Origin of the sequence: Flavobacterium sp. GSA192, assembly GCF_006386525.1 — a bacterium.
Taxonomy (GTDB): Bacteria; Bacteroidota; Bacteroidia; order Flavobacteriales; family Flavobacteriaceae; genus Flavobacterium; species Flavobacterium commune.
In genome coordinates this window covers 165,211-180,816 of sequence record NZ_VAHC01000003.1, presented here as the reverse complement: position 1 = coordinate 180,816, position 15,606 = coordinate 165,211, and the positions used below count along the sequence as shown (strand labels likewise).

Genomic DNA, 15,606 nt, shown 5'->3' with positions numbered 1-15,606 from the left:
CCCGTTCCAAAAAACGAGATAGCTTTATTGTGTTGTATTCATGTTATTTAATTGTTTTTCAAACATCAATTGCGTCGGGCTTTAGCCCTATGTAAGTAATTGTCAACAAATGGTCTTAGCCAAATCTATTTTAAGTTTGAATAAAGCCATTAAATCCCGTTCCAATTCATCAAATAACACTATAAAATTCATTTAAATCTGCTGAAATCCGTTTGATCTGTGTTCCTTAAAAATTCAAGTAATTATTTCAATCGAATCGGAATCCAGATTTCCTCTTCTGAATTAGGATCACCTTTTTTGTATTTAGCACCTAATATTTCAAAATGGGGTCTGTCATCCACAACGTAAGCCGAATTAGGAAACCAGGTTCCAAAAATAGACTCAAAAAAAGCCGGCGCATCACTCCCATCACCTTTATAATCAAAAACTGCATACCAACCTCCCGGAATCACTAAATAACTCATATTCGCAGGAATACTATCAAAATCAGTTACTTCTACCGCTGCCCATTTTTCAAACACAGTTTCAGGGTTAAATTGAGTCCAAAAACCTTCCGGAAATTGCTGTACCGAAAATAAATCAGCACTTACCGTATTTGTAATTTCCTTTTTTATAGGCATAAAACTTTGCCATAATAAAACCGGATTGTAAGTCGCATAATTCATGTTTTGCTTGCAACCAATTAGTTTTTTCTCTGAAAGTGTAGTGATTTTGGGGGTCATTTTTTCGTTTGAAATTTATTTATAATCTGTAATAAACGTTACTGTATTCTACTATTTTTAAACGTTTGCTACTTTTTCATTAAACCAAATGTCTTCATATTTTTTACTATCAATCTGAAATCTATAACCTACGGGTAATCCCAAATATTTAAGTATTTCAGGTTTACTATCAATTAAGTGATAAATGTGAATTGGTTTAAAAAAATTTTCTTCATCATGAGGTATTTCATCACCACTCCAAATATACCAACCTTCAATATTTCCATTACGATTATGCCTTAAACCATTTATTGGTTCAATATTTAAGAACAAAGAATCATTAATTGCTAACATAGAATTTTCATTTACAGAATTCCATTCTAAATTATACTTTTTACAAATTTCTTTTTGTTCTTTTTCAAAAATATTCCATTCCATTTGACTTCCTATAATTTAATTGAATATAAATGTTTGAAGATTTTATTTAAAAATGATAATTTAAAAAATATCAGAAACCTTTTAATTATGATCAAATATAAAGTATTTAGTATAGATTTTAAAAAACTGTATTACTTAGATAATCGATTATTAATTATTCAAACCTTATTTACTAAGAAACTTTATCATAATATTAGCAATTTGGAGCGTATAAAATCTGTAATTTGCACAATGTACTTGCGTTTTTTACGTTCAAGAATAACTTTAGAACCGACAAAATATGGACAAAATAAAAATACTTTGGGTTGACGATGAGATTGATTATCTAAAACCACACATCCTTTTTTTAGAGAAAAAAAATTACGAAGTTACTACCTGTAATAATGGGCTTGACGCTATTGAAATATTTGAAAACGAGAACTTTGACATTGTTTTCTTAGACGAAAATATGCCCGGAATGAGCGGACTGGAAACCCTTTCGGAGATGAAAGAGAAAAAAAGCGCTATTCCGATGATTATGATTACCAAAAGTGAGGAAGAATATATCATGGAGGAAGCCATTGGTGCTAAAATTGCCGATTACCTCATTAAACCCGTCAATCCGAATCAGATTTTACTGAGTTTGAAGAAGAATTTGGATAATTCGAAACTGATTTCCCAAAAGACCACTTTGGATTACCAAAAGGAATTCCGAAAAATTGCCATGGAAATGGGTATGGTCAACAGCTATGAAGACTGGATTGAATTGTACAAAAAACTATTATTCTGGGAATTGCAGCTTGAAGATATCAACGATCAAAGTATGATTGAAATCTTGGAATCGCAAAAAGTAGAAGCTAATTCGCAGTTTGGAAAATTCATCGAACGCAATTACGAAGATTGGTTTTTACCTAAAGCCGATAAACCCATTCAGTCACACACTTTATTCAAGGAATTAGTGGTTCCTGAATTGAAGAAAAAAGAAAGACCAGTATTGTTTGTAGTCATTGACAATTTGCGTTATGACCAATGGAAATCCTTTGAAAGCGTGGTAGCCGATTATTACAAACTGGAAAAAGAAGTGCCTTACTATTCTATTTTGCCTACTGCAACCCAATATGCCCGAAATGCAATTTTCTCCGGATTATTACCGGCAGAAATGGAGAAAAAACACCCTGATCTTTGGAAAAATGATCCCGATGAAGGTGGAAAAAACTTATTTGAAGCCGAATTTCTTGAAGCTCAATTAAAGCGTTTGAGTCTGAACATCAAATCGGATTATTTTAAGATTACCAATATGGCTTCGGGTAAAAAGCTTCTTGAGAGTTTCAGAGCCTTAAAAGACAACGATTTGGTTGCTGTAGTTTATAATTTTGTCGATATGCTTTCACACGCCAAAACCGAAATGGATGTGGTAAAAGAACTCGCACCTGATGATAAAGCTTATCGTTCGCTAACATTGAGTTGGTTTAAAAATTCTCCTTTGTTAGAAATCATCCAACAGGCACAAAAACTGGGTTTCAAATTGATTTTAACCACCGATCACGGAACCATCAACGTCAAAAATCCTTCAAAAGTGGTGGGTGACAAAAACACCAGCCTGAATTTACGTTACAAAACCGGTCGTAGTCTGACATACGAAAGCAAAGATGTTTATGCGGTAAAAGACCCAAAAAAAATTGGTTTACCGGCCATAAATATGAGTAGTTCTTATATTTTTGCAAAAAATGATTTGTTTTTGGCTTATGTCAACAACTACAATCATTATGTGAGTTATTATAAAAACACCTATCAGCATGGAGGAATTTCTCTGGAAGAAATGATTATTCCTTGCTTGATATTTAATCCTAAGTAGGGATTTAGTCCTTAGTTGTTAGTCCTTAGCATCGAGAACCGAAACTAAGACTAGGGACTAAGGACTAGGTACTAAAAAACTAAAAACATGGAAATCACTTTTTCATTAGACGAAATAAGCAATGTAGCTGAATTGATTGTAGCTGCTCAACCCAATAAAATCATACTTTTCAATGGTGAAATGGGTGCCGGAAAAACTACTTTTATCAAACAATTGTGCAAAACCTTAGGCGTAGCCGAAGCTACCAGCAGTCCCACTTTTTCCTTAGTTAACGAATACCAAACTACAAATAATCAGATAGTTTATCATTTTGATTTTTACAGATTAAAAAAAGAAACAGAAGCCTTAGATATGGGAGTCGATGATTATTTGTATTCCGGTAATTGGTGTTTTATTGAATGGGCCGAAAACATTGCCAGTCTTATTCCTGAAACGCATTCGACCATTACTATCGAAGCGCTTTCTGATGGCAAACGTCTTTTAAAATTAAACTAAACCAGTTAGAAACAAACAAGTTTTGATAACTGATTTTCAAAACATTACACACTTTTTACTTAGTGTAAATTCCGAAAAAACTGCTAAAATATTTCTATAAAAACTTAAAAAATACAACTTAATGTTAATAATTAAACACATTTGTATTTTTATCAAAACATAAAGCTTATTCTTTTAATCTTTTTGTGTAATTTTACTTTTTAATTGTAGCAAAAACGATGTCAATATCAATAACTCCATTTACCAAACAACAGTTATTACCTCAGGAAGAGAAGCTGGAAGTAGCTAGAAAAAAAGGCAAACTATTTATTGGTATTCCCAAAGAGACTAGCTATCAGGAACGTCGCATTTGTCTCACGCCGGATGCTGTGAGTTCATTAATTTGTCACGGACATCGGGTGATGATTGAATCGGGTGCCGGAGAAAGTGCCAGTTATTCAGATAAAGAATACTCTGAAGTAGGTGCCGAAGTAACCAAAGATACTCAAAAAGTCTTCGGTTGTCCTATGATTTTAAAGGTAGAACCTCCTACAGTTGCCGAAATCAAAATGATGAACAATCAGGCGATACTCATTTCGGCAATCCAATTAAAAACCAAGAAAAGAGAATATTTCGAAGCTTTAGCTAAGAAAAAAATTACAGCTCTTGCTTTTGAATACATCAAAGATGTTGATGACACCTACCCCATTGTTAAGTCTTTAAGCGAAATTGCCGGTACTGCTTCTATTTTAATCGCAGCCGAATTAATGATTGCCAATTCTTACGGAAAAGGACTCCTTTTTGGTAATATTACCGGAGTTCCTCCTACCGAAGTGGTTATTCTGGGCGCGGGTACTGCTGGTGAATTTGCAGCAAGAACCGCTATTGGCCTGGGAGCTAACATAAAAGTTTTCGATAATTCGATTACTAAATTAAGACGACTTCAAAACAGCCTAAATCAACGTATTTTTACTTCGACCATTCAACCTAAAGCTTTAATGAAAGCTCTAAGACGTTGTGATGTGGCTATTGGTGCTATGCGTGGTTTAGAACGCTGTCCGGTAGTAGTTACCGAAACCATGGTTGAACACATGAAAAAAGGTGCTGTAATTGTCGATGTAAGCATTGATACAGGCGGTTGTTTTGAGACTTCCGAAGTCACTACTCACGAAAAACCAACTTTTGTAAAAAGCAATATTCTTCATTATTGCGTTCCTAATATTCCTTCTCGTTATTCTAAGACAGCTTCGCTTTCTATCAGTAACATTATCACTCCTTATTTATTGAAAATTGCCGAAGACGGCGGTATTGAAAGTGCCATTCGTTGCGATAAAGGTTTGAAAAATGGAATTTATACCTATCATGGAATTTTGACCAACAGAGCCATTGGTGACTGGTTTGATTTACCTAATAACGACATCAATTTAATTGTGTTTTAAGTAAACTTTCGATTACCTTTGCAAAAAAATATTTCATGAAATTTGTACAACGTTTTGCCTATTATTTGGTAGGTTTAGTAATAGGTTGCTTTTTTGTAGCCCTTGTTTTTAGCGGAAAAGATACCCGTTGCAATTATTTCCCAAATGCCAGGGTACTCAATGATCTTCGCAACAAACCTTTCCATTATTCTGAAAATGCTAATAAAGTTTTATCTGAATCATGGGTGACTATTGCAGATATAAAAAACACTTTGGAATTTGGCGATGTTGATTTTGACAAAAGCGACACCGAATTTGGAAAAAGAACAAAAATCTACATTATTGAAGGTAAAACCCTAAAAGGACAGGAGATTATTCTAAAAGTAAAAAACGAAGAAGGTAAAGCTACTTTGGAAGAAATTATAAAAAAGTAATTTTAGCTTTTATCATATATAATATAAGCCATTTAAGTTTCTTTTGGAAATTTAAATGGCTTTTTTATTATCTTTTTCTTACATGAATTTCAATTAAAAATACGGTACAAAACTTCATTTAATACTTCTGAAACTTATATGGCTTATATGTTTTAAAACTACAAAAACCAATCAATTTCAGATTTATCATTCGTTTTTAAATAGGTATTTGCTTTGCTAAAATGTTTGTTCCCAAACCATTTTCCCTGATTCGCACTCATTGGTGACGGATGTCCTGATTCTAAAACCAAATGTTTGTTTCTGTCTATTTTACTTCCTTTTTTTTGTGCGAATGCGCCCCAAAGTAAAAAAACAACATGTTCTTTTTCATCCGAAATTTTTTGAATCACTGCATCGGTAAACAAATTCCATTTCAAATGTTTGTGACTATTGGGTTTGTCTTTTCGAACGGTAAGTGCCGCATTCAACAACAAAACGCCTTGTTTTGCCCAATGTTCTAAATTTCCGGAAGTTGGCATAAAAATCGAATCCAAATCATCATTGATTTCCCGATAAATATTGCGTAATGAAGGCGGAATTTTCACCCCGTCATTCACCGAAAAACACAAACCATTCGCCTCTCCATCCCCATGATAAGGATCCTGACCAATAATAACCACTTTCACTTCTTCAAAACCACAATAATTAAAAGCCGAAAAAATCAGGTCTTTTGGTGGAAAACACACAAATTCCTGATACTCTTTTTCTAGCTCCTGCAATAAATCATTAAAATATGGTTTTTGTAATTCTTCAGATAAAATGGTTTGCCAATCAGGATTTAAGGAAATTTGCATCTTTACTTTAAATTTGTTCCGCAAAGATACACAGAGTAAACACAAAGACAAACCAAGATCCTTTTACAATTAAGCAAATCTTTATGAATCATAGCGAAATCTTTAAAAATCTTCGTGAAAGAATCTCTACTATTACCTATTTTTGCATAAAAAGAAGCACTCACAAAGAATGATATCCATCACCGAAAAAACATTACAAGATCTACAATTTCCAACGATTCTCGAAACTATTTCAGAGATATGCAATACCGAAATTGGAAAAGAAAAAGCACTCCTAATTACTCCTTTTAGAGATAAAGAAAGCCTGATGCAAGCTTTATTACAAACCTCGGAGTATGTTTCTTCTTTTCAGAATAATAATGCGATTCCTAATCACGGTTTTGATGCGATAACAAACGAAATAAAATTCCTTGCAATTGAAGATAGTTTCCTTGAAGTAGGTAGTTTTAGAAAAATTGCTACGCTTTCTTCAACGGTAAATTTCCTCTTGAATTTCCTGAGAAAATTTGATGATTACTATCCAAATATCAATGCCAGAGCTTCACGCGTTGAACTTACTAAGGAAATTGTAGCACTTATTGATACTGTTGTCGATAAATATGGTGAAATAAAAGACAATGCTTCTCCTGTTTTGTCAGATATTCGCAGAAATATGAATATGGTTCGCGGCAAGGTTAATCAGAGTTTTGGTATTGCTCTTACTCAATACAATGGTTTAGGATATTTAGATGATATTAAGGAAAGTTTTGTGCAAAACCGTCGTGTTTTAGCCGTTTTATCAATGTATCGCCGAAAAGTGAGAGGTACTATTTTAGGAAGTTCTAAAACAGGAAGTATAGCTTATATAGAACCTGAAATGACGCTGAAATATTCCAGAGAATTGAGTAATTTAGAATACGAAGAAAAAGAAGAAATCACGCGTATTTTAAAACAATTATCCAATGCTATTCGTCCGTTTTTACCTTTATTAAAAGAATATCAGGACTTTTTAAGTGATGTTGACGTGATTGCTGCCAAAGCAAAATATGCTGAAAGAATCAATGGAATTTTACCAAATATAACTGAGGAACGCCGTTTGTATTTTAGAGACGCCTTCCATCCTATTTTATATTTGACTAACAAACAAAAAAAGGAAGTTACTTATCCACAAACCATCGAATTACAACAGGAAAACCGAATCATTGTGATTTCGGGACCTAATGCAGGAGGAAAAACCATTTCGTTAAAAACGGTAGGCTTACTCCAATTAATGCTACAATCAGGAATGCTAATTCCGGTTCACGAACGTTCAGAAACTTTTTTATTCGATAGAATCTTGACCGACATCGGAGATAATCAATCTATTGAAAATCATTTAAGTACCTACAGCTACCGATTAAAGAACATGAACTACTTCTTGAAGAAGTGCAATAGCAAAACCATGTTCCTGATTGACGAATTTGGTACTGGTTCAGACCCTGAATTAGGAGGAGCCTTGGCTGAAATTTTCCTGGAAGAATTCTACCATCGGGAAGCTTTTGGTATCATTACCACTCATTATGCTAATTTGAAAATTCTTGCTAACGAATTGCCTTTTGCTACCAATGCCAACATGATGTTTGATGAAAAATCACTGGAACCCATGTATAAACTGGCTTTAGGACAGGCAGGAAGTTCGTTTACTTTTGAAGTAGCACAGAAAAATGGAATTCCCTTTGGATTAATCAATCGTGCCAAAAAGAAAATCGAAGTTGGGAAAGTGCGCTTTGATAAAACCATTGCTACCTTACAAAAAGAGCGTTCTAAACTCGAAAAAACGTCACAAAACCTGAAAGAAGAAGAAACAAGAGCGCGCGAAGAAGGTAAAAAGATGGAATCTATCAATACCAAAATAAAGCAGAAACTGGAAAGCTATCAGGAATTGTACGACAGCAATCAGAAAACGATTTATATTGGTCAAAAAATAGAGGATATTGCCGAGAAATATTTCAATAATAAAAACAAAAAGGAATTGATAGGCGAGTTTTTGAAAATAGTTGAAATCGAAAATTCGAAACGTAAAAAAGCGACTCCAAAAGAGACTAAAGCCATTGTAGCCAAGAAAAAAGAAATCATCGATGAAGTTAAAGTTCAGGTTGAGGAAATTAGAAAAGAAAAGAAAGAGAAAAAACTAAAACCTGTAATTGAAAAGCCAAAACCGATTTTAAAAGTAGGTGATCGCGTGAGAATGCTGGACGGAAAAGCTGTGGGAAGTATTGATAAAATTGAAAAGAACAAAGCCGTTGTTAATTATGGTTTGTTTACTTCTAAAGTAAGTTTAGATGAGTTGGACTTGGTGGAAGCGGTGAAAAAGTGATCAGTTTCAAAAAGTCATTGCTTCGTTCCGATAGCTATCGGAACGAAGCAATCACACTAACACGAGTAAATGCAGTATGTAAAAAAATAAGAAAATGAGATTCTTTCGTTCCTCGCACTAAAAAAGAGGAACCAGTTTTTTTCTACATCAATTTGATGAATTAAAAAATTTAACAGCTGAATAATACCAATTGAAATGGAAATACCTAATGAGATTGCTTCGTTCCTCGCAATGACTGCAGAAAACAAAAAAATAATACTCTTTGATGGCATTTGCAATTTGTGCAATTCGGCAGTGCAGTTTATTATTGAAAGAGATAAAAAAGATGTATTTCGGTTTGTGGCTTTGCAATCGGATTTCGGGAAAGAAATTTGTAGTTACATTGGTATCGATCCAAAAATAACTGACAGTATTATTCTGTACGAACCCGGAATTGCTTATTATTATAAATCACAAGCTGCTTTTAAAATAGCTTCACAATTAGGCGGTTTCTATGGATTTCTGGCAATTTTCAATATTTTTCCAAAGAGAATTAACAACTCCGTTTACGATTATATTGCTAAAAATCGCTACAGTTGGTACGGCAAAAAAGAACATTGTATGATTCCCTCTCCTGAACTAAAAGCGAAGTTCATTTAAATAGCATTCCAAAAAGTTCTACATAAAAAAAAGCTGCTTTGATTGAAGCAGCTTTTTAGAATTATTTTTTCTCACTTTGAATTTCTTCGATAATCTCCGGATTCAGTAAAGTACTGGTGTCTCCGTAATCAGAGAAATCTCCCGCTGCGATTTTCCTGAGTATTCTACGCATAATTTTTCCGGAACGCGTTTTTGGCAATCCTGAAACAAACTGAATCTTATCTAATTTAGCAATTGGTCCTACGTGATCAGATATGTATTGATTGATTTCGATAAAAAGATTCTCTTTATTTCTAATCTCACCAGTTTCTTTCAAAATAACATAGCCATACAAAGCATTTCCTTTTACATCATGTGGAAATCCTACTATGGCACTCTCAGCAACAGCCGGGTGTTCATTAATAGCATCTTCAATTGGAGCAGTTCCTAAATTATGTCCTGATACAATAATTACATCATCCACACGACCTGTTATTCGGTAATAACCTACTTCATCACGTAAGGCACCGTCTCCTGTAAAATATTTTCCGGGATATTGCGAAAAATAAGTATCAATATAACGTTGATGATCGTTCCAGATGGTTCTTGCCATTCCCGGCCAAGGGAATTTAATACACAAGCTACCTACCACTTGGTTTCCTTCGATTTCATTTCGCTTATCATCCATCAAAACAGCCTGGATTCCAGGTAATGGGAATGTAGCATAAGTAGGTTTTGTAGGGGTGATAAAAGCAATTGGTGATATCATAATTCCTCCCGTTTCGGTTTGCCACCAGGTATCCACAATTGGACATCTTTTTCCGCCCACATGATCATTGAACCAGTGCCAAGCCTCTTCATTAATTGGCTCCCCTACTGATCCAATTACTTTTAAACTTTTAAAAGGATATTTCTGTACGTATTCTAGTTTTTCTTTTGCCAATGCCCTAATGGCTGTTGGTGCCGTATAAAACTGACTTACTTTGTGTTTTTCGATTACTTCCCAAAAACGACTGAAATTGGGATAGGAAGGTACTCCTTCAAAAATTACAGTTGTTGCACCATTTAATAATGGACCATATAAAATATAAGAATGACCTGTTATCCAGCCAATATCGGCAGTACACCAGAAAACGTCATTCTCCTCATAATTAAAAACATTTTTAAAAGTATAGGCTGTATAAACCATATAACCGGCAGTAGTATGCACCATTCCTTTTGGTTTTCCGGTAGAACCCGAAGTATAAAGAATAAACAAAGGGTCTTCGGCATCCATAATTTCAGCTACACTATTATCAGAAGCTTCATCTAATAATGGTTGTAACCAGATATCCCTGCCCTCTTTCATATTGATGACTGTATTGGTTCTTTTGGCTACCAAAACAGTACTAACCGAAGGGCAACTTTGTAATGCTTCATCAGCAATTTCTTTTAGTTCCACGGTTTTATTACCACGGTAACCACCATCAGAAGTAATAAGCATTTTACTGTCGCTATCGGCAATTCTAGTTGCTAAAGCCTTAGCCGAGAATCCGGCAAAAACCACAGAATGGATTGCTCCAATTCGGGCACAAGCCAAAATAGATACTGCCAATTCCGGAATCATAGGCAAATAGATACATACACGATCGCCTTTTTTAATGCCTTGCTCACGCAAAACATTAGCCATCTTGCATACTCTTTGGTGTAATTCGTTATAAGAAATGTGTAATGCTTCTTCATCCGGATTATTCGGTTCAAAAATAATTGCCGTTTTTTCACCTCTTTTATTAAGGTGTCTGTCAATACAGTTTTTAGCAATATTTACTTTAGCACCGGCAAACCACTGAACATCAGCTTCTGCCATATTAAATTCAACCACCTTGTCCCACGGTTGGTACCATGTGAAATTTTCTTCGGCTATTTTTCCCCAAAATTTTCTTGGTTCTCTGATGGACTTATTGTAATGCTTAAAATATTGTTCTAAATTATCGATTTTGTAGTAGCTCATCCCTTTTTATATTTTTGATAAATATATTAAATCTCAATCTATTCTCTGAAAAAAATAAATCATAAATCGCCGCAATTTAATTAAAATAACGAAAAAGTAAGCCCAATAAAATGCAAAATATTGAAAATCTCGTTAAAAAAACACTTTTATCTAAAACACAAATATTTAGAAACCAGTCTTTGTTATTTCTTTGTCAAAAAAAAATATTCTGATTAACTATCCTAAAGCTTCAGAAAATCCAACAAAACAGTGGCTTTTAAATTTTACTGCACTTTGTCGATTATTTTTGTTAATTTTTTCTAAAATATTTAATTTAGTATCAATCCTTACTCTATAAAAAGAGAATTATGAAAAAATTACTACTTAGCCTACTTGTTTGTGCATCACTTCTTTCTTGCTCTAATGATGACAATGATGACAACAATTTATCAAACAGTCCAACTGCAACAGCCAGTTATGACAGTAAAAATTATGGTATTTACAAAGGTGTTTTTGTAGGATCGACAGGAACTATTGTGATTAATTTGAAAAACAATGGAACGACCTTATCAGCAACTTTGGTTATTGACGGTACTTCTTACACTTACACTTCTCAAGATGCTGTGACTGAAGGATCAAACACAGAAATTACTTTTACTCATAACAATGATTATTTTGATTTTACTGTAAATGCTAATGGAACTAATCCAACCGTTTCTAATATCCACATTAGTGGTCACCCTGAGGCCGCTATTAATGTAGGCAAAGAAGAATCGGACGTTCAGGTTTATTGTTACGTGGGTACTTTTATTGAAGACGGTATTACGGGTGGTACCTGGAATTTAATTATTTACGGAAACAAAGTTACGGGAATGGTTTTGCCAAATGACGGTCAGGTTTTACCATTTATTGTGGGTACAATATCTAACAATACCATTACCGCATCTATCCCCGATACAGCTACTATTACAGGAACACTAAGTGGAAATAATATAACTGGAAATTGGGTTTCATCTACAGGAAGTGGAACCTGGAAATCCACCAGAAAATTATAAAATTAGAACATTCCTAATAATTGACGAAAAAGAGGCTATTTGGAAACAAATAGCCTCTTTTTTTCAATAAGATTCAGGAAAAACTACAAATCTCTTCTTTTTATACTTGCTTTAATTTCTGCAATTCTTTTTCTTGTTAGTTCTTCTAAACAAGTTGAATATATTAAAGGTTGCATACTACCGCCTTCATATTGCGAAGCATCAAACTCTTTGTTCTGTTTTTAAAAGTAAGAAGGTTCTCGTTGCAATCTAGAAGTAAGTGCGCTAATTTTAAATCACAATTTTATTTTTATTCCCGTTATAAAATAATCTGGATTATCTGTTCCAAATGCCATAAAAATATAAAGAGTATTGTTCTTTATTATTGGTGACACAAAACCGCCTAAATGATCCCAAGCCCAATTATAAATAGGGTATTTGTTATGCAACTGAACTGGATTTACTATCAGTGGACTTCTAGGATCATGTTTCCAAGTATCATTATTCAATTTCATTAAACCATATTCCCTGTTATTTGAAGTAAGATAATTAGAAGGTAATTCTTCTCCACCAATAAGCAAGTATAACTCGGAATTAAAATTAATATAATTAGCATCATCAGCTTTTCCTCTTAAGTAACCACTACTGCTAGTTCCTTTATGGATCATTGTAGAAGAAACAATACTTTTGTTTAAGTCAAGAGCATCAAATAAATTTGAAGCTATGACTTCATGAATTTATCGATCAATAAAATTTGGATTTCGTTTATGAAATAAAATTCGATACTTATTATTGAATTTTGTTATTGCTAATGGGAAACTATTATTGTCTAGTCCATTCCATTCGGGAATATTAATTTCCTTGGGAGGCTGTATAATTGTAAGATTCTCATCAATAATCATATATGCCGAAGTATAATTATTATTAGGTTGTTGTACACCCAATAAAACTAATAAATTTCCATTGTCTAATCTGAAAGGAGTTCCTGTAGAAAATACATTTCCATTCGTTTTAGCAAATGGAATCATATCAGTACTAAGTAGCTTTTTATTTTCAAAAACCCAATTCTCCAGATTTGTACTCGTCGCATAATATATACTTCTTTTATCGTGTGCTCCAAATACAATTGGAGTTAAAAGAATATAACTCCCATCTGTTTTTTCAATAATACCTCCTGATTGAATATAATTAAAATTTCCTTCGGTTACAATAGTTGGATAAGGATTGAATAAAGGGCGATCATTAATTATTTCGTAATTAATAAATGGATTAAAAAATTCTAAAGTGCTTCCAATACTTGTGCTTAGTCTCCCTGAATAGGTACTTCCTAAAGAAATCCATCCACTTTGAATATCTACATTTGTAATTTCTACAATTGTTGAAGCTTCACTATTTTGAGTTACAAACCAACTTTGATTGTTAGTAGCTTTTACCAGTAAGTTTTTTAAATAAGGATAATTTGTTTTAATCCGATTATTTATTTTGTCATATGCTGTAATTTTTATCGGGTTTCTCCTTTCGATATTACTTATTATATCTGAAATTAACGCATTTGAAAAAAAACTATTTAAACTTCCGTCTGGAAATTTTTCTTCCGGAATTACATTCTCATCGTCTATAGGGTCGGGATCATCTGCTATTTCTGAGCTATCAGGATTACAAGAAATGAGTAAGGATAAAGAAAGGAATAAAAATAGTAACTTTTTTTTCATAGGTTAATTTAAGTGACTTTGTCAAGTTTTTTTAGTTGTTTTTCTGGTCTGTGATTAAATCACATAAATCAACTTAAATCAGGCAAATTTGTTTGATTTAAGTCATGTGTAAAAGCAAGTTCAAATATGTAAAAATTATCATACAAATTACTTTTTTATAGCTAATGTGCTTGCTTTACTTCGTGCCTCACAACTCCTCGCAGTGGCGATATTTGGTACTCATTATGAAACTATTGAATACCAAAAGAGCTCTGTTCCTGTAAATTAAACACAAAAAAGGCGAAGTAACTTAATACTCCGCCTTTTTGAATTAACTATAATTGTAAAGAATTATACAATTTTTTTCATTGCAGTCATTGACTCTCTTAACCAAGCTCCAACTTCTTCAACCGGGTGATTTCTGATGATTGAATTCACATCGATTAATTCTTTGTTGTCAACACCGTTATCTCCACTATTGAATGGACGACCAATTAAGTTAGATGGTGCATTTTTAACGTACTCAGCGATTAATGGCTTACAAGCATGGTCAAATAAATAACATCCGTACTCAGCAGTATCAGAGATTACACGGTTCATTTCGAACAATTTCTTTCTTGCAATTGTGTTAGCAATAAGTGGAGTTTCGTGTAATGACTCGTAGTAAGCAGACTCTTCGATAATTCCTGAATCAGTCATAGCTTCAAAAGCTAATTCAACACCAGCTTTTACCATAGCTACCATTAATACTCCATTGTCGTAGTATTCTTGCTCAGAAATTTCAACATTTCCAGCTGGAGTTTTCTCGAAGTTAGTTGCTTCAGTAGCAGCTCTCCAAGTCAATAAGTTTTTATCGTCATTAGCCCAGTCTTCCATCATTGTTTTAGAGAATTCTCCAGAGATGATATCATCCATGTGTTTTTGGAATAATGGACGCATGATGTCTTTTAATTCTTCAGCTGTGTTGAATGCAGCAATTTTAGCTGGATTAGATAATCTATCCATCATATTTGTGATACCACCATGTTTCAATCCTTCAGTGATAGTTTCCCATCCGTATTGGATTAATTTAGAAGCATATCCAGCATCAACACCTTCAGCAACCATTTTGTCAAAACATAAGATAGAACCTGTTTGTAACAAACCACAAAGGATTGTTTGCTCTCCCATTAAATCAGATTTAACTTCAGCTACGAAAGAAGAACGTAAAACTCCTGCTCTGTTTCCTCCTGTTGCAACAGCATACGCTTTTGCCTGATCTAAACCAAAACCATTTGGATCGTTTTCAGGGTGAACAGCGATTAATGTAGGTACACCAAATCCTCTTTTGTACTCTTCACGTACTTCAGATCCTGGACATTTAGGAGCACACATAATAACTGTTAAGTCTTTACGAATTTGCATTCCTTCTTCTACGATATTAAAACCATGAGAATATGATAATGTAGCTCCTTGCTTCATTAATGGCATAATTGCAGTAACTACAGCAGTATGTTGTTTATCTGGTGTAAGGTTGCATACTAAATCAGCTGTAGGGATTAATTCTTCATAAGTTCCTACATTGAAACCATTCTCAGTAGCATTTCTGTAAGAAGCTCTTTTTTCAGCAATAGCTTCAGCACGCAAAGCGTAAGAAATATCTAAACCTGAATCTCTCATGTTTAAACCTTGGTTCAAACCTTGAGCACCACAACCTACGATAACTACTTTTTTACCTTTTAAAGCTTCGATTCCGTTAGCAAATTCGGATTGATCCATGAATTCGCAAACGCCTAATTGTTCTAATTGTAATCTAAGTGGTAATGAATTGAAATAATTTGCCATTTT

14 protein-coding genes and 1 pseudogene are annotated in these 15,606 nt (G+C 33.7%); 7 read left to right on the top strand and 8 right to left on the bottom strand.

Annotated elements, in window-relative coordinates; all coding sequences use genetic code 11:
* Nucleotides 1–242: 242 nt before the first annotated feature.
* Complete coding sequence (locus FDM27_RS07655) at nucleotides 243–722, bottom strand: GyrI-like domain-containing protein (RefSeq protein WP_140485828.1); 480 nt, start codon at nucleotides 720–722, stop codon at nucleotides 243–245.
* Between the two features lie 57 nt (nucleotides 723–779).
* Complete coding sequence (locus FDM27_RS07650) at nucleotides 780–1,139, bottom strand: hypothetical protein (RefSeq protein ID WP_140485827.1); 360 nt, start codon at nucleotides 1,137–1,139, stop codon at nucleotides 780–782.
* Between the two features lie 280 nt (nucleotides 1,140–1,419).
* Between FDM27_RS07650 and FDM27_RS07645 the strand changes: the two genes are divergently transcribed.
* From FDM27_RS07645 to FDM27_RS07630, 4 genes are all read left to right on the top strand, one after another.
* Complete coding sequence (locus FDM27_RS07645; protein ID WP_140485826.1) at nucleotides 1,420–2,973, top strand: response regulator; 1,554 nt, start codon at nucleotides 1,420–1,422, stop codon at nucleotides 2,971–2,973.
* An 87-nt stretch (nucleotides 2,974–3,060) separates the two neighbouring features.
* Complete coding sequence (tsaE, locus tag FDM27_RS07640) at nucleotides 3,061–3,468, top strand: tRNA (adenosine(37)-N6)-threonylcarbamoyltransferase complex ATPase subunit type 1 TsaE (RefSeq protein WP_140485825.1); 408 nt, start codon at nucleotides 3,061–3,063, stop codon at nucleotides 3,466–3,468.
* A 218-nt stretch (nucleotides 3,469–3,686) separates the two neighbouring features.
* On the top strand, nucleotides 3,687–4,886 hold the full coding sequence (locus FDM27_RS07635) for an alanine dehydrogenase (RefSeq protein ID WP_071185751.1): 1,200 nt from the start codon (nucleotides 3,687–3,689) through the stop codon (nucleotides 4,884–4,886).
* A gap of 35 nt (nucleotides 4,887–4,921) precedes the next feature.
* Nucleotides 4,922–5,299, top strand: a complete 378-nt coding sequence (locus FDM27_RS07630) for a DUF4258 domain-containing protein (RefSeq protein ID WP_140485824.1) — start codon at nucleotides 4,922–4,924, stop codon at nucleotides 5,297–5,299.
* Between the two features lie 158 nt (nucleotides 5,300–5,457).
* Here the strand turns inward: FDM27_RS07630 and ung are convergent, their stop codons facing one another.
* A complete protein-coding gene (ung, locus tag FDM27_RS07625; RefSeq protein ID WP_140485823.1) occupies nucleotides 5,458–6,132 on the bottom strand; it encodes a uracil-DNA glycosylase in 675 nt (224 codons plus the stop codon).
* A 169-nt stretch (nucleotides 6,133–6,301) separates the two neighbouring features.
* On the opposite strand from ung, the gene FDM27_RS07620 reads away from it, so the two are divergent.
* Entirely contained in the window at nucleotides 6,302–8,467 is a 2,166-nt protein-coding gene (locus FDM27_RS07620; RefSeq protein ID WP_140485822.1) for an endonuclease MutS2, read from the top strand.
* Between the two features lie 195 nt (nucleotides 8,468–8,662).
* Nucleotides 8,663–9,106: a thiol-disulfide oxidoreductase DCC family protein gene (locus tag FDM27_RS07615; RefSeq protein ID WP_140485821.1), complete on the top strand. Its 444-nt coding sequence runs from the start codon at nucleotides 8,663–8,665 to the stop codon at nucleotides 9,104–9,106.
* A gap of 61 nt (nucleotides 9,107–9,167) precedes the next feature.
* Here FDM27_RS07615 and acs read toward each other — a convergent pair whose 3' ends face one another.
* Nucleotides 9,168–11,075, bottom strand: coding sequence for an acetate--CoA ligase (acs, locus tag FDM27_RS07610; RefSeq protein ID WP_140485820.1), 1,908 nt, complete (start codon nucleotides 11,073–11,075; stop codon nucleotides 9,168–9,170).
* A 347-nt stretch (nucleotides 11,076–11,422) separates the two neighbouring features.
* On the opposite strand from acs, the gene FDM27_RS07605 reads away from it, so the two are divergent.
* Entirely contained in the window at nucleotides 11,423–12,109 is a 687-nt protein-coding gene (locus tag FDM27_RS07605; RefSeq protein ID WP_140485819.1) for a hypothetical protein, read from the top strand.
* 83 nt (nucleotides 12,110–12,192) lie between these two features.
* On the opposite strand, the pseudogene FDM27_RS16275 reads toward FDM27_RS07605, so the two are convergent.
* The 4 genes and pseudogenes from FDM27_RS16275 to ilvC form a co-directional block, all read right to left on the bottom strand.
* Nucleotides 12,193–12,300, bottom strand: a pseudogene (locus FDM27_RS16275) (lysozyme inhibitor LprI family protein); the annotation flags it as partial.
* An 84-nt stretch (nucleotides 12,301–12,384) separates the two neighbouring features.
* Nucleotides 12,385–12,756 (bottom strand): hypothetical protein, encoded by a 372-nt coding sequence (locus FDM27_RS07595; protein ID WP_140485818.1) that lies wholly within the window; start codon nucleotides 12,754–12,756, stop codon nucleotides 12,385–12,387.
* Nucleotides 12,757–12,825: 69 nt separating this feature from the next.
* Entirely contained in the window at nucleotides 12,826–13,800 is a 975-nt protein-coding gene (locus FDM27_RS07590) for a hypothetical protein (protein ID WP_140485817.1), read from the bottom strand.
* Between the two features lie 330 nt (nucleotides 13,801–14,130).
* Entirely contained in the window at nucleotides 14,131–15,603 is a 1,473-nt protein-coding gene (gene ilvC / locus FDM27_RS07585) for a ketol-acid reductoisomerase (RefSeq protein ID WP_071185744.1), read from the bottom strand.
* Nucleotides 15,604–15,606: the final 3 nt, after the last annotated feature.

What these genes read in the sequence shown, in the direction of transcription:
- FDM27_RS07645 (WP_140485826.1), top strand. Translation starts at nt 1,420, where the DNA reads ATGGACAAAATAAAAATACTTTGGGTTGACGATGAGATTGATTATCTA.
- FDM27_RS07655 (WP_140485828.1), bottom strand. Translation starts at nt 722, where the DNA reads ATGACCCCCAAAATCACTACACTTTCAGAGAAAAAACTAATTGGTTGC.
- tsaE (WP_140485825.1), top strand. Translation starts at nt 3,061, where the DNA reads ATGGAAATCACTTTTTCATTAGACGAAATAAGCAATGTAGCTGAATTG.
- ilvC (WP_071185744.1), bottom strand. Translation starts at nt 15,603, where the DNA reads ATGGCAAATTATTTCAATTCATTACCACTTAGATTACAATTAGAACAA.
- FDM27_RS07630 (WP_140485824.1), top strand. Translation starts at nt 4,922, where the DNA reads ATGAAATTTGTACAACGTTTTGCCTATTATTTGGTAGGTTTAGTAATA.
- FDM27_RS07595 (WP_140485818.1), bottom strand. Translation starts at nt 12,756, where the DNA reads ATGATCCATAAAGGAACTAGCAGTAGTGGTTACTTAAGAGGAAAAGCT.
- FDM27_RS07620 (WP_140485822.1), top strand. Translation starts at nt 6,302, where the DNA reads ATGATATCCATCACCGAAAAAACATTACAAGATCTACAATTTCCAACG.
- FDM27_RS07635 (WP_071185751.1), top strand. Translation starts at nt 3,687, where the DNA reads ATGTCAATATCAATAACTCCATTTACCAAACAACAGTTATTACCTCAG.
- FDM27_RS07650 (WP_140485827.1), bottom strand. Translation starts at nt 1,139, where the DNA reads ATGGAATGGAATATTTTTGAAAAAGAACAAAAAGAAATTTGTAAAAAG.
- ung (WP_140485823.1), bottom strand. Translation starts at nt 6,132, where the DNA reads ATGCAAATTTCCTTAAATCCTGATTGGCAAACCATTTTATCTGAAGAA.
- FDM27_RS07615 (WP_140485821.1), top strand. Translation starts at nt 8,663, where the DNA reads ATGGAAATACCTAATGAGATTGCTTCGTTCCTCGCAATGACTGCAGAA.
- acs (WP_140485820.1), bottom strand. Translation starts at nt 11,075, where the DNA reads ATGAGCTACTACAAAATCGATAATTTAGAACAATATTTTAAGCATTAC.
- FDM27_RS07590 (WP_140485817.1), bottom strand. Translation starts at nt 13,800, where the DNA reads ATGAAAAAAAAGTTACTATTTTTATTCCTTTCTTTATCCTTACTCATT.
- FDM27_RS07605 (WP_140485819.1), top strand. Translation starts at nt 11,423, where the DNA reads ATGAAAAAATTACTACTTAGCCTACTTGTTTGTGCATCACTTCTTTCT.